The organism is Chthoniobacter flavus Ellin428 (genome assembly GCF_000173075.1).
Taxonomy (GTDB): domain Bacteria; phylum Verrucomicrobiota; class Verrucomicrobiia; order Chthoniobacterales; family Chthoniobacteraceae; genus Chthoniobacter; species Chthoniobacter flavus.
In genome coordinates this window covers 63,372-76,878 of record NZ_ABVL01000024.1, presented here as the reverse complement: position 1 = coordinate 76,878, position 13,507 = coordinate 63,372, and the positions used below count along the sequence as shown (strand labels likewise).

The 13,507-nt window shown below is 61.6% G+C and carries 11 protein-coding genes; 7 read left to right on the top strand and 4 right to left on the bottom strand.

Features of this window, described 5'->3' with window-relative positions; translation table 11 throughout:
* Nucleotides 1-34 precede the first annotated feature (34 nt).
* A complete protein-coding gene (gene metH / locus CFE428DRAFT_RS26480; RefSeq protein WP_006982761.1) occupies nucleotides 35-3,898 on the top strand; it encodes a methionine synthase in 3,864 nt (1,287 codons plus the stop codon).
* 336 nt (nucleotides 3,899-4,234) lie between these two features.
* Here metH and CFE428DRAFT_RS26475 read toward each other — a convergent pair whose 3' ends face one another.
* Together CFE428DRAFT_RS26475 and CFE428DRAFT_RS26470 are read right to left on the bottom strand one after the other, a co-directional pair.
* The gene (locus tag CFE428DRAFT_RS26475; protein WP_006982759.1) at nucleotides 4,235-5,152 is read right to left on the bottom strand and encodes an alpha/beta hydrolase; all 918 of its coding nucleotides are present in this window, start codon (nucleotides 5,150-5,152) and stop codon (nucleotides 4,235-4,237) included.
* 60 nt (nucleotides 5,153-5,212) lie between these two features.
* Nucleotides 5,213-5,698 (bottom strand): response regulator, encoded by a 486-nt coding sequence (locus tag CFE428DRAFT_RS26470; RefSeq protein WP_006982758.1) that lies wholly within the window; start codon nucleotides 5,696-5,698, stop codon nucleotides 5,213-5,215.
* 145 nt (nucleotides 5,699-5,843) lie between these two features.
* Here CFE428DRAFT_RS26470 and CFE428DRAFT_RS26465 point away from each other — a divergent pair, with 145 nt between their 5' ends.
* On the top strand, nucleotides 5,844-6,470 hold the full coding sequence (locus CFE428DRAFT_RS26465; RefSeq protein WP_006982757.1) for a hypothetical protein: 627 nt from the start codon (nucleotides 5,844-5,846) through the stop codon (nucleotides 6,468-6,470).
* A gap of 100 nt (nucleotides 6,471-6,570) precedes the next feature.
* On the opposite strand, the gene CFE428DRAFT_RS26460 is transcribed toward CFE428DRAFT_RS26465, so the two are convergent.
* Nucleotides 6,571-7,833, bottom strand: coding sequence for a Gfo/Idh/MocA family protein (locus CFE428DRAFT_RS26460; protein ID WP_131990019.1), 1,263 nt, complete (start codon nucleotides 7,831-7,833; stop codon nucleotides 6,571-6,573).
* A gap of 33 nt (nucleotides 7,834-7,866) precedes the next feature.
* Nucleotides 7,867-8,883, bottom strand: coding sequence for an NHL repeat-containing protein (locus CFE428DRAFT_RS26455; protein ID WP_006982755.1), 1,017 nt, complete (start codon nucleotides 8,881-8,883; stop codon nucleotides 7,867-7,869).
* A 170-nt stretch (nucleotides 8,884-9,053) separates the two neighbouring features.
* Between CFE428DRAFT_RS26455 and CFE428DRAFT_RS26450 the strand changes: the two genes are divergently transcribed.
* The 5 genes from CFE428DRAFT_RS26450 to CFE428DRAFT_RS26430 all read left to right on the top strand — a co-directional run bounded on the left by CFE428DRAFT_RS26450 (nucleotide 9,054) and on the right by CFE428DRAFT_RS26430 (nucleotide 13,494).
* Complete coding sequence (locus CFE428DRAFT_RS26450) at nucleotides 9,054-10,187, top strand: sialidase family protein (protein WP_006982754.1); 1,134 nt, start codon at nucleotides 9,054-9,056, stop codon at nucleotides 10,185-10,187.
* A 99-nt stretch (nucleotides 10,188-10,286) separates the two neighbouring features.
* Nucleotides 10,287-10,799, top strand: coding sequence for a rhodanese-like domain-containing protein (locus CFE428DRAFT_RS26445; protein WP_006982753.1), 513 nt, complete (start codon nucleotides 10,287-10,289; stop codon nucleotides 10,797-10,799).
* A gap of 60 nt (nucleotides 10,800-10,859) precedes the next feature.
* A complete protein-coding gene (locus CFE428DRAFT_RS26440) occupies nucleotides 10,860-11,042 on the top strand; it encodes a DUF3008 family protein (RefSeq protein ID WP_006982752.1) in 183 nt (60 codons plus the stop codon).
* A 127-nt stretch (nucleotides 11,043-11,169) separates the two neighbouring features.
* Nucleotides 11,170-12,207, top strand: a complete 1,038-nt coding sequence (locus tag CFE428DRAFT_RS36225) for a GDSL-type esterase/lipase family protein (RefSeq protein WP_006982751.1) — start codon at nucleotides 11,170-11,172, stop codon at nucleotides 12,205-12,207.
* A gap of 15 nt (nucleotides 12,208-12,222) precedes the next feature.
* Nucleotides 12,223-13,494, top strand: a complete 1,272-nt coding sequence (locus CFE428DRAFT_RS26430; RefSeq protein ID WP_006982750.1) for an outer membrane protein assembly factor BamB family protein — start codon at nucleotides 12,223-12,225, stop codon at nucleotides 13,492-13,494.
* The last annotated feature ends 13 nt before the right edge of the window (nucleotides 13,495-13,507 follow it).

The window sequence follows — 13,507 nt, the reverse complement described above, 5'->3', positions numbered from 1 at the left end:
ATACTCTGTAAAGTTGCCGTTTATTGCCCGATCCATGTCCGCTGAAAAATCTCTCCATCCCCTGGCTGCCCTCCTGCAGAAGCGCATCGCGATCATCGACGGTGCGATGGGGACGACCATCCGGACCTATGGCATGAAGGAAGCCGATATCCGTGGGACGCGTTTTGTCGATGCGAAGAAGGACCTGCTCAATAACGGCGATCTCTTCTCGCTCACCCAAGCGGCGATGATCGGCGACATCCATCGCCGCTTCCTGGAGGCCGGCGCGGATATCATCGAGACGAATACTTTCTCCGCCACGAGCATCGGGCAGAGCGAATTCTTCGTCGACGACCCGCGCGAGCATGGCGGGCGCAAGGACCCGGCGTTTTACCAAAAGATTATCGACGACCCGTTCCTCAACGAACTGGCCTGGGACATCAATTTCCAATCCGCGAGCCAGTGCCGCGAGTGGGCGGATCGTGTCGGCAGCAAGGATGGCAAGCAGCGTTTCGTCGCCGGGGCTGTCGGGCCGCTGACCGTTTCGCTTTCCAATTCGCCGGACGCGGATGACCCCGGTTTCCGCACGGTGACCTTCGACCAGGTGAAGGCCGCTTACATCCAGCAAGTGCGCGCGCTCATTGCCGGCGGCTCGGACATTCTGCTCGTGGAGACGATTTTCGATTCGCTCAACGCGAAGGCGGCGCTGGTCGCGATCCAGGAGGTCTTTGAGAAGGACAAGGTGTCGCTGCCGATTTCCATTTCCGCGGCGGTCGGTCGCGGTGGCGAGACGATGATCTCGGCGCAGACGGTCGAGGCTTTCTGGAATGCGGTGAAGCACGTGAACCCGCTTTCGGTCGGCCTCAACTGCTCGCTCGGACCGGACCTCATGCGGCCCTTCCTGGAAGAACTCTCCACGAAATCCGACTCCGCCATTTCCTGTTATCCGAACGCCGGCTTGCCGAATCCGCTCTCGCCCACGGGCTTCGACCTGGAGCCGGAAGACATGGGGCGATACCTTGGCGATTTTGCCCAGAGCGGTCTGCTGAATATCGCGGGTGGCTGCTGCGGCAATACGCCGGAGCACATCGCGGCGATTGCCAGGACGTTGGCGGATCTTCCGCCGCGCGAACCAAAGGAGGAGACGAAGTATTCCACTGGCGGTCCGCTGCCGCTGCGCCTCTCGGGTTCGCAACCTTTCACGCAGCAGATCGGCAGCTATCTCATGATCGGCGAGCGCACGAACGTGGCGGGATCGCCGAAGTTCGCCAAGCTGATCAAGGAAGGGAAATACGAGGAGGCCGTGGCCATTGCGCGGCAGCAGGTGGAGAATGGCGCCAACGTCATCGACATCTGCATGGACGAAGGGATGATCGACGGCGTGGCGGCCATGACGCGCTTCCTGCTACTGCTCGGCAGCGAGCCGGAAGTGGCCAAAGTGCCTTTCATGGTCGACTCCTCGAAGTGGGAAGTGATCGAGGCCGGCCTGAAGTGCCTGCAGGGCAAGGGCATCGTGAATTCCATTTCGCTCAAGGAGGGCGAAGACATTTTCCGTGAACACGCGCGCACGGTGCTGCGCTACGGTGCGGCGGTGGTGGTAATGGCTTTTGACGAACAGGGCCAGGCGGCGACGCTGGCCGACAAGATTCGCATCTGCGAGCGGGCTTACCGAATTCTCGTGGACGAAGTCGGCTTCCCGCCGGAGGACATCATTTTCGATCCGAACGTGCTCACCGTAGCCACGGGCATCGAAGAGCACAACAACTACGCGATCGACTTCATCGAGGCCACGCGTTGGATCAAAGCAAACCTGCCGCACGCCAAGGTGAGCGGTGGTGTCTCGAATATTTCGTTCAGCTTCCGCGGCAACAATGTCGTGCGCGAGGCGATGCACAGCGCGTTCCTCTTCCACGCCATCGGCGCGGGGATGGATATGGGCATCGTCAATGCGGGCATGCTGGAGGTTTACGAGGAGATCCAGCCCGAGTTGAAAATGCTCGTGGAGGACGTGCTGCTCAATCGGCGTCCCGATGCCACGGAGCGCCTGGTCGATTTCGGCGAGAAGCTGAAGGCGGCCGGCGCGGGCAAGGACGCTGCGGCGGAGAAGAAGGAAGAAGAGTGGCGTAAGGGCACCGTTGAAGCGCGGCTCTCGCATGCCCTCGTGAAAGGCATCGATACCTACATCGATACCGATACCGAGGAGGCGCGCGCGAAGTTCGGTCGTCCGCTGGCGGTCATTGAAGGTCCACTGATGGATGGCATGGGGGTGGTCGGCGATCTTTTCGGCGCAGGCAAAATGTTCCTGCCACAAGTTGTGAAATCGGCGCGCGTAATGAAGAAGGCCGTGGCCTATCTCACGCCATTCATGGAGGAGGAAAAAGCGGCGATGGCCGCCGCGGGCAAGGCCGTGCGTTCGCAGGGCAAGATCGTGCTGGCGACGGTGAAAGGCGACGTGCACGACATCGGCAAAAATATCGTGGGCGTGGTGCTCGCTTGTAACAACTACGACGTCATCGACATGGGCGTGATGGTGCCATGCGAGAAGATTCTCGAGCGGGCCCGCCAGGAAGGGGCCGATGTCATCGGCCTCAGCGGACTCATTACGCCGTCGCTTGATGAAATGACGCACGTCGCGCGTGAGATGGAGCGCACGGGTCTCAAGCTGCCGCTGCTCATCGGCGGCGCGACGACGAGCAAGGCGCACACGGCGGTGAAGATCGCGCCCGGTTACGGCGGGCCGGTGGTGCATGTGCTCGATGCTTCGCGCGCCGTCCCGGTGGTCACCAGCCTGATCAGCGAGGAGGCGCGGCCGGCTTTCATTGCCAAAAATCTCGACGAGCAGGCGAGGGCGCGGGCGACGCATTTCGGGCAAAAGCAGGAGCTCATTTCGCTGAAAGCGGCTCGGGCGAATCGCACGCCCATCGAGTGGCGGGCCGAGGACGTTCCGCAGCCGGAATTCATCGGCGCGCGGGTGCTGGAGGATTTTCCGCTGGCCACGCTGCGCGAGTTTATCGACTGGTCGCCATTCTTTCATACGTGGGAATTGCGTGGCGTGTATCCGGCGATTTTCGAGCACGAGAAATACGGTGAGCAGGCACGCAAGCTTTTCGCCGAAGCGCAGGAACTCCTCGACCGCATGATCGGCGAGAAGCTGGTGGTCGCGAAGGCGGTCTACGGCTTCTTCCCGGCGAATGCGGTCGGCGACGACGTCGAAGTTTACACGGACGAGACGCGGCAAACGGTCCGCACGACTTTCCATTTCCTGCGGCAGCAGGTTGTGAAGAAAGAAGGCGAGCCATCGCAATCGCTGTCCGATTTCATCGCGCCGAAGAGCACGGGCTTGCCCGATCACATCGCGGCCTTTGCGGTGACCTCGGGGCACGGGCTCAAGGAACTCGTCGAGCGTTTCAAGGCGGAGCACGATGATTACAACGCGATCATGGCCGAAGCGCTCGCGGATCGTCTGGCCGAGGCCTTCGCCGAGTGCCTGCACAAGCGGGTGCGCGATGAGTGGGGCTATGGCCGCGCCGAGAATCTCACCAGCGAGCAATTGATCCACGAACAGTATCGCGGCATTCGTCCGGCGGCGGGATATCCCGCATGCCCGGATCACACGGAGAAAGGCATCCTTTGGGAATTGCTCGACGTGGAGCGGAAGGCCGGCATCCAGATCACCGAGAGTTTTGCCATGTGGCCAGGCTCGAGCGTGAGTGGCCTCTACTTCGCGCATCCGCGCTCCCGCTACTTCGGTCTCGGCAAGATCGACCGTGACCAGGTGCTCGACTATCATCTGCGCAAGGGCATGACCGTGCCGGAAGTCGAACGCTGGCTCTCGCCGAACCTGAACTACGATCCCGACGCGCCCGCTCCTGCGGGTGGTGCTGCGAGTCCCTCAGGCGCGGCACAGTTGGTGTCTTAAAAGTCGGACGGGATTCTTTGTCGATTGCAGAAGGCGTGATGGAGGGCACCGCGCCGTCAGTGCTGGGATCACGTGTTCACACTCCCGTGCCATGCCATCTGGCCTCAGGGAACTCCGCAGAATGACACGCGAAAAGGAGCGCAACTGTTTTACAGTTTCTAAGAACGCGGCCGCAATCCGTGGATGAAGAAGAGGAATGCTGCCAACCAAACGACCAACACCAAGGGCAGATAGAGAACCCAAGTGAGGGGCAAGTAGAAGGCGAGCACCGTAAATGCGACGGCAAGGACGCCAAAAATGATCGCTCCAAAAAACCGCATTCTCGTGGTGCGCCGATTAGGGCTTTTTCAACAGCCCGCGGGCGGCCAGCCATTCGGCGGCGCGTTGCGGCCAGGTGGTGACTTCCTGCCCGTTCGGGCGCAAGCCGTAGCCGTGACCGCCGGTGGGGTAGACATGGAGTTCGCAGGGCACCTTGGCGTTCTTGAGCGCGAGGGCGTAGTAGATGGCATTCTCGACGCGCACCGGATCGTCTTCGGCCATGACGATGAAGGCGGGCGGCGTCTGCGCGGTGATGGGGAGCTCGGGCGCGATCTTGTCGCCCTGGTCTTTCACCGTGAGATAGGCGGGATAGATGAGGATGGAGAAGTCGGGACGGCAGCTCACATCGTCCGCTTCATCGACGTGCGGATAGGTGCGCTCCTGGTAGTTGTTGCTCGCGACGGCGGCGAGGTGGCCGCCCGCGGAGAAACCGAGGATGCCGATGCGCGCCGGGTCGAGGTGCCATTCCTTCGCATGGCTGCGCACGATACCGATGGCACGCTGGGCATCCTGCAGCGGCGGAACGTGCTTCTCCGCGCCAGGGCGCTTCGGCACGCGGTACTTGAGCAGCACGCCGGTGACGCCGATGGAGTTGAGCCATTCGCAGACTTCCGTGCCCTCGAGGTCGAGCGCGAGGATGCTGTAGCCACCGCCCGGGCAGACGATGACGGCGGTGCCGTTCGCTTTGTCGGCCGGCGGCGCGTAGACGGTGATGGTGGGTTGCGAGACGTTGCCGAGACGGATGATGATTTTGCCGCCGGGCTTGCCGTCGGTTGGCTTGGTCATGTCTTTCTCCTCGCCGATGTCGCCCTTTTCACCGGGTGCGGTGCCGGGCCAGAGCTTGATGACCGGCGGTGCGGATTCAGCGCGGAGGAGGGGAGTGCAGAGAGCAGTGGCGAGAAGAGCGATGCAGGCGAACTTGGGGAGGGACGGCATGGCGGCATGCAATCCGCAGAGAGCGCCTACGCAAAGCAAAAATCGAAGGGGATCGCTATCCTATCGATACGAAGGATTCGCCGCGAGTTCAGTAAGCTCGTCGTGCGAAAAGGGCTTGGGCAGTGTGGGCCAGCAGCCGTGCGCATTGGCGATGATTTCCTGCCGATGGCGAATGGTGCCGCTCCAAAAGACGATCGGCACGTCCCGCAATTCGGGATCGGAATGCAGTTCCGCGGCGATGGCGTGGCCATCCTTGTCCGGCAGACGAATGTCGAGAAAGATCACGTCGGGCCGAAACTTCCGGGCGGTCGAGAGGGCGCGCATGCCGAGGTTTTCCTCCTCCACGACGAAGTCGTCCGTCCGCTCCAGCATCAGCTTGCAAATGTGGGTGAGCGCGGACTCGTCATCGACGAGCAGGATGCGCTTCTTCCGGGCCGATTTCTTTTCCACGACGGCCCGCCTGGACTTGGGCCGCAACGACCGCACACACCCCGCGACCAGACGCGGAATGCGGATGAGAGACTTTGCAGCAGCCAGACGTTTCATATTGCTACGTAATAAAGCGTATTCGATGCCCTCGCCGGGTGGGGAAACCGTTGAGCTTTGTCGGGGGAAAACCCGGAGAGGGAGTGCGTGTTTTCACGCAAAAATAAGGCTCATTGGCACCGGTGGTGCTCTTTTCTCAGGGAGCATGCGCCGTTTGTTGAGCTTTTGTATCCTCGCCGCGCTCGTCTGGGGGCTGATCTTCTGGGTGAGAGAGCCGGCGATTCGCACGGCGCCAGGCGCGGTGACGCCGGACGAGCCGCTGCAGGAGTCGTGTCCGGCGCAGGTGGTGGCGAAGATCCAGGATTACACCGTGACCGCAGTAGCGACTTACACCATCCGAGCGCGAGTGTTGCATACGAAGCGCTATTGGGCCAACGGCAGCGACCTCGCGCCTTACGACGTGGCGCTGGGCTGGGGGCGAATGTCCGACCAATCGGTGCTGGATCACCTCGAGATCTCGCAGGGCAACCGCTTCTACTTCTACCAATGGCAGACGGCGCCGCCGATCCCGCAGAACGAGATGGTGTGCCACTCCTCCAATAATCACCTCATCGCCGCGAACAGCGACGTGAAGCATGTGATCAGCGGACTTTATCCCGGCGAGATCGTGACGATGAAGGGGTATCTCGCCAACGTGAGTGGACCGAATGGATTCTATTGGAACACCTCGCTCACCCGCACCGATACCGGCCGCGGAGCGTGCGAAGTGTTCTACGTCGTGGGGATCAAGGCGGAGAGGCCTGTGGAGTCGAGCGCGCCGGGTGCCTGGTAAGCAGTGCTTAGTGCTTAGTGCTTAGTGCTTAGTGCTTAGTTCCGAGTGGCTGGGCGCGAACGCCGATCACTAAGCACTCCGAACTCAGCACTTCTCCTTCTCACACCGTCGGCTCCCAGCCGGGGCGATACTCGCGCTTCCACAGCTTCTCGCCGGCGGGGTTGTCGATCATCTTGCCGGTCTTCGGGTCGATGCGGACGACGGTATTCGTGCGGTAGGCGATATTGCCCCAGTGGCAGAGCATGGTGCTCTTCTGGCCTTCTTCGATCGGGCTGTTGAGCTTTTGGTTGCCGCGGATCGCTTCGAGAAAATTGCCGATGTGCGCGGCATCATCGCCGCCGGCGCCTTTGCCATCCTTGATCTTCGCGCCCTTCGAATCGTAGATCGTGTAGTTCGGCCCGCTGAGCGCCATGGTGCCGTTCTCGCCGTAGAAGACGCATTCGCCGGCCGGCTTTTCCGCCGAGCGCGTGTGGCAACTGCTCTGCACGAATTCCATCCCAACCTTGCCGCAGTCATAGACAGCCACGCCGGTGTCGGGCGTTTCCTGTTTGTCCTGATGCCAGTAACGGTTGCCCATGTAAGTGACGCGCTCGGGATACTCGACCTTCAATCCCCAGCGGAGGACGTCGAGCATGTGGATGCCGTTGTTGCCGAGTTCGCCATTGCCCCAGTGCCAGAGCCAGTGCCAGTCGTAATGCACGAAGGGCTTGATGTCGCCGTCGGAAGTCACCGGCCCCTGCCACATGTCCCAGTCAATGCCCGGGTCGGCCTTCAGCTTGCCTTCTCCGATAGGACCGCGCGCATTGTAATAGAACGAGCGGGCATAACGCACCTCACCGATGGCCCCGCCATGCAGTTCGGCAATACCTTCCTTCATCCACGTGCGCCGTTGGTTGCCCATCTGCACGAGTCGGTCGTACTTTTTCGCGGCCTTGACGATGAGCTCGGATTCGTAGGGATTCGAGCTGCCGGGCTTCTCCACATACACGTGCTTGCCCGCTTTCATGGCGAGAATGGCGGCGGGCGTGTGCCAGAAATTCGGCGTGGCGATGAAGACGGCGTCGAGCGATTTGTCGTCGAGGAAAGTGCGAAAATCACGCACGCCCTGGCAGGAGGAACCCTGCTTTTCGGTGACCGCCTTCATGCCGATCTCCAGTCGCTTCGGGTCGACCTCTGCGAGATAAGCGATCTCCACATCCGGCAGCGAGAGCAGCGCGCGGACATGGCCCATGCCGCGCCCGAGCGCGACAACGGCGACGCGCAATTTGCGGCCCGGCGCATCAGCGGCGCGGAGTTTGGGCATCGAGAGGGCGGCGCCGAGCGAGAAAGCGGCGGTGCGTTGCAGGGCGGAACGACGGGTCATGTTCATAGGGGCAGAGTTGGTATTCAAAGGGAACTACTGACGATTGAAGCGATGCACGCGGCCGTAGATATTGTACTCGGAAACGAACACGTCGCCTTTCGCATCGAAGGCCACACCGTGCGGCGCGTTGACGACGCCGGTGCGCCACTGGTCCGGCGCGACTTTGTTGGTGGCGACCTCGTCGGCCTTGTCGTTGGTGCCGAACTGCGCGACCACCTTGCCCGCCTTGTCGAGCATCGTGACCCGGCCGGCGATTTCGCCGATCACCGCGTAGTCGCCCTGGATGGCGACGGCCGCCGGGCGCAGCATGTCTTTCATGATCACGCCGAGAAAATCACCGTCGAGCGAGAGATGCACGACGCGCTTGTTTTCGCGGTCGCAACCGATGATGCGCGGAGGATCGAAGCGCGTGTCGATGGCGAGCTTGTGCATGGTCTTGAAGCCGTAGGGCTCTTTCGTTCCGCCGAAGGACTTGAGATATTTTCCAGTCTTGTCGAAGCGATGGATGTAGCTGCTCGCGTAGCCATCGGTGACATACAGGTCGCCGTTGGGCGCGACATCCATGCCGGTGAGACGGACGAACGGTTTGTCGGCATCCGGGTTCGGGACTTCCTTCCCGTCGGGTCCCTTCTTCATCTTCGGCGACTTGTTCTTGAACTCATCGGGAATCGCCGACGACGGAATATTCAGCACTTCTTTGCCGTCGAGCGTGAGCTTGAGGATATTGCCCGCGCCGAGGCGCGCGCCGTAGATGTATTCCTGGCCGTCCGCATCCTTGTGAATGACGAAGCCGTGGAAGTCCGGCGGCGCATTCGGAACGTTGCGCTCCCATTTGCCATCCGGCGAGAAGACCTGGAGGCCGGCTTTCGGATCCATGACGCTCACATAGACTTCGCCATTCGAGGCGACCGCGACGTCACCGTGCATGTTGCCGATGATTTTCTTGCCGTCGGGAAACGAAACCCAATCGGGCACGGCTTTGTAGTCGAGGGCGAGCGCGCTGCCGAGCGTGGCAACGAGCAGGAGAGCGGGGAGGAGGAGTTTTTTCATTGGGGAAATGGGGCGCGAACAGGGCACACCATTCCATCGTTAACCGTCAATATCGCAGTCTCTTTGCGTTTTTGATGATGAGAATGAGGTGATTCATTTGTTACCAGATCCGTCATAAGAAACGCCGCAGATCGCGATTGCCGAGGGGAGCATCCATTGCTCTTCTCCCCATGAAACGTTCCCTCCCGTTGATTGCGTCAGTTTGTTTGCTGTGGCCCGGTGGCGCCCAATTGTTTGGTCAGGCGGCGACGCCCAAACCGGATGATCCCAACGGCCATGCTCCGGCGATTTCCGTGGAGCGCGTGCTCGCGGTCTCCGGCCAGGGCTACTTTCCCGTGGCGCTGCGAATGCGCGATGGGCGAATCGCCGTGGTGCATCGGGGTGGCGGAGGGCATCTCACCATTCACGGCCGGTTGGATATGATTTTTTCCAGCGACGAAGGGAAGACCTGGACGAAGCCCACGGTGGTGGTGGACAGCCCGATCGATGATCGCAATCCGGCGTTCGGTGAGGCCGATGACGGCACGCTCGTCGTCGGCTTTTGGAAGACGGCGACTTACGACGAGCAGGATCATTACAACCCGAAGCTCGATAAGGAGAAGAGCACGTGGGTGACGCGTTCGCAGGACGCAGGCAAGACGTGGTCGGAACCGACGCCGATCGATTGCGCGGACATAGGCATCGGCAGTCCTTTCGGACATATCATTGCTTTACCGGATAAATCGTTGCTCATGGCGATCTATGGTTTTGCCTTGCGGCCCGCGGGAGAGAAGCGCGACCCGGAGCGGCTGCATAGTTATGTCTACCGGTCGACCGATCGCGGTCAGACCTGGTCACGGCTTTCGGAAATTCCGGGTCCGAAAGAGCAGTTGAGCGAGACTTCGCTGCTGCGTTTGCCCAGCGGCAAGATCCTCGCCGCGGTCCGCACCCGTGGGGATGAGATGCTGGAGTCGGAAAGCACAGACGATGGCAGGACGTGGTCGACGATCCATGCGCTGGCCCCGCGCGGGATTCTGCCCGCGGATCTCACGCTGCTGCCGGACAATCGCGTGCTCATCACCATGGGCAATCGCATCGGGCCATACGGGGTGGTCGGCATCGTCGGTGATGCGGAGGGCAAGTTCGATTGGTCGAAACGCTTTGCTCTCGTCACCGATGCGTTCAACCGTGACTGCGGTTACCCGAGCAACGTGGTGCTCTCCGATGGGCGCGTGCTCACCGTCTACTATGCGACCAAGGCGAACGACCAGCCCGCCTGGAAGATGCACGCCGGGGCGGTGTTTTTCCGTCCGCCAGCGCCGTAGTTTCGTCAACAGGGCAGGCGCATGGATATGACAAATTTTTGACAAATCCCGCACGCCGAGCTGACACATCGTTCCTGCAGGTGAGCGAGGATGGCGGATATGAAAACGATCCTCGCCTCTCTTCTTCTCCTCGCACCCCTCTCACAAGCGGCGGAGCCGTTGCCCAATCCGCTTATCGACTATCCCCAGTTCCGCAAGATCGTCGCGGAAGTCCAACCGGTGCGGGAAAGACGCCGGGTGACGGAGGAGCAATTCGCCGCGATGGCTGCCGAACCCGGCACGGTCGTGCTCGATGCGCGCAGTGCGGACAAATATGCGCTGCGGCACATTCGCGGAGCGGTAAGCCTGCCTTTCACCGACTTCACCGCGGAGTCGCTGGCCCGCGTGCTACCGGCGAAAGACACGCGTGTGCTGATCTATTGCAATAACAACTTCCTCGGCGCACCGCGGGCGCTGGCCAGCAAAGCTGCGCCGGCTTCGCTCAATATCTCGACCTACATCGCGCTCGCGACCTACGGCTACACGAATGTTTACGAACTCGCCCCGTTGCTCGACGTGAAGACGACGAAGCTGCCATTCGAAGGTTCCGAAATGCAGGCAGTGCATCGCTGAGCGCACTATCCTGCGGCGCGACATGCGACCGTTTGCGGGATTTGCCGCGAACCAGCAGACATGCCTGCTAAATCCAAGAAACAACAGATGGCGGCGGGAGCAGCTCTCGCCGCGAAACGCGGCCAACGCAGCAAGTCCTCGTTGAAGGGAGCTTCGCGGCAGATGGCGAAATCGATGAGCACCAAACAGCTCAAGGAATTTGCCGGGACGAAACGGAAGGGTCTGCCGCGGAAGAAATCGTAGGACAGTATAGCTGATGGGCAGGGGCGGTGCGGCGTCCCTGTCGGCGGCAGGCGGTCCCGGAATTTCGCCGTAGAGCCGCGCGAAACCATTTCCTCGCGGAGGGAAGTCTGCATAGGCTGGAAACAGCATGCCTCCCCGTCTCCGTTTGCCCGCCATTGCAGCGCTGCTCGCGCTGCCGCTTCTTTCCGTTCCACCCTGCGCCCAGGCGGCACCGCCGCCGAAGGCGGAAGTCGTGGCGAGTCTCGCCGCGCCGACGATGCAGCGCGATGCGCAGGGAACGGTGACGCTGACCGGCGCAACACCCGGTGCCGTAATTCGCTATAGTATCGATGGCTCGGATCCTGGTCCGAAGACGGGGCCGTATCTCGCGCCGATCGTGTTGCCCGCTGGTGGGGTGGTGAAAGCGCGCGCCTTTTCCGAGGACCGCAAGCAGATGAGCGAATTGGTGGAAACGAAGTTCGAGGCGACCCCGGGGGCCACCGCGCAGCCATCGACGCTGGTGCCGTGCACGCAGGATCGTGACTGGCCGATCTACGATTGGGCGGTGCGCCATGCCGCGGTGACGAAGATCGCGACGGAGAAGAAGGCTTCGCTGGTTTTCATCGGCGATTCCATCACCCAGATGTTTGGCGGCGAACCGCATGATCGTCCGCAACCGGGCAAGGACGTGTGGGAGCAATTCTACGGCAAGCGCAACGCCGCGAATCTCGGCTTCGGCTACGACTTCGTGGAGAATACGCTCTGGCGGTTGCGACATGGCGAACTCGATGGCGCGGCGGCGAAAGTTGTGGTGATCCTCATCGGGACCAACAACGTCAGCCGCAACACTCCGGAGGAAATCGCCGCGGGGGTCCGGGCGATCTGCGCGGAGGTGCATGAGCGGCAGCCGGCAGCGAAGACCGTGCTCATGGCAGTCTTCCCGCGCGGACCGAAACCGGATGCGCCTCGGGCGAAGATCGACGCGATCAACAAGCTCATCGCCGATCTCGATGGCAAGAACGGCATCATCTTCTTCGACATCGGCGCGAAATTCCTCGAGCCCGATGGCAGCATTACCCGTGAGACGATGGGGGATTTTTTGCATCCTACCGCGAAAGGCTATGGAATCTGGGCCCGCGAACTGGAGCCGCTCCTGACCAAATTGCTCGGCGAAGCTAAACCATAGGCGGCCGAACCCGACATGAACGCCCCCCAGTTCATCCTCGCTCTCTCCTTCCTCGCCTTGTCCGTGCGGGCCGACGACTGGCCGCAATGGCGCGGCCCGCAGCGCGATGGGGTGTGGCGCGAGCAGGGCATCATGGAGTCGTTTCCGTCCGAAGGCTTGAAGCCCCTTTGGCAAGGCGAGGCGGGCGGCGGTTGGTCCAGCCCGGTGATCGCGGCGGGACGCGTCTTCCTCCACGACTCGGTATTGACGAAGCCGACGGCTCACGAACGGGTGCGAGCGTTCGATGCGGTCAACGGCAAGCTGCTCTGGACGTACGCCTACGACGTCGATTACCCGGAATGGGCTTTTGGAGCCGATCAAAATGGCGGGCCCACTTCCACTCCGACGGTGGCGGAGGGAAAGGTCTACACTTTGGGGGCAAACGGCGCCCTGGCCTGTCTTGCGGCGGCAACGGGCGAGGTGTTGTGGAAGAAAGATCTGGCCAGGGAATACGCAGTGCAATCGTTTACCACCCGCGCTTCGCCCCTCGTCGATGGCGACCGCCTCATTCTTTACATCGGTGGAAAACCGGGAGCGTGCCTGGTGGCGCTCGATCGCCATACCGGTCGGGAAGTGTGGAAGGCGTTGGACGAACCGGCGACGAATAGTTCGCCGATCATTCTCACCGCGGCAGGTCGGCGGCAGCTGATCGTCTGGACGGCTTCATCCATCTCTGCACTTGATCCCGTAACCGGGACGACACTTTGGCGGGAGCCGCTGACCACCACCAGTTACGATTGTAATGCCACACCGGTGTGGAGAGGGGAGCGGCTTCTCGTCAGCGGGCTCATGCTCAAACTCGACGACGAGAAACCCGGTGCTTCCGTGCTCTGGCCGGAAAATCGCGCCCCCCTCAAGCGAGTCCTCAGCAACACCTCGACACCGTTGCTAACGGATGCCGCTGTCTTTTCTGCAACGAACAAGGGCGACCTTGTATGTCTCGATGCCCGCACCGGCCAGCAGCTCTGGCGCACCGATAAGGTTACCGATCGGCAGAGCGGCCCGAGCATTCATCTGACGCCGAACGACGGCGCCGTATTTCTGTTTACCAACAAGGGCGAACTGATTCGGGCGCGGCTCAGCGCGGCAGGCTACGAGGAAATCAGCCGGGTCAAAGTAATCGAACCGGTGTATCCCTTTGGCGGGCGCAAGGTCGCCTGGACGCCTCCGGCATTTGCGAACCACTGCATCTTCGTCCGCAACGAACGCGAACTGATCTGTGTCTCGCTTGCGGTAAAAGCTCCCTAAGTGGATACCAGGA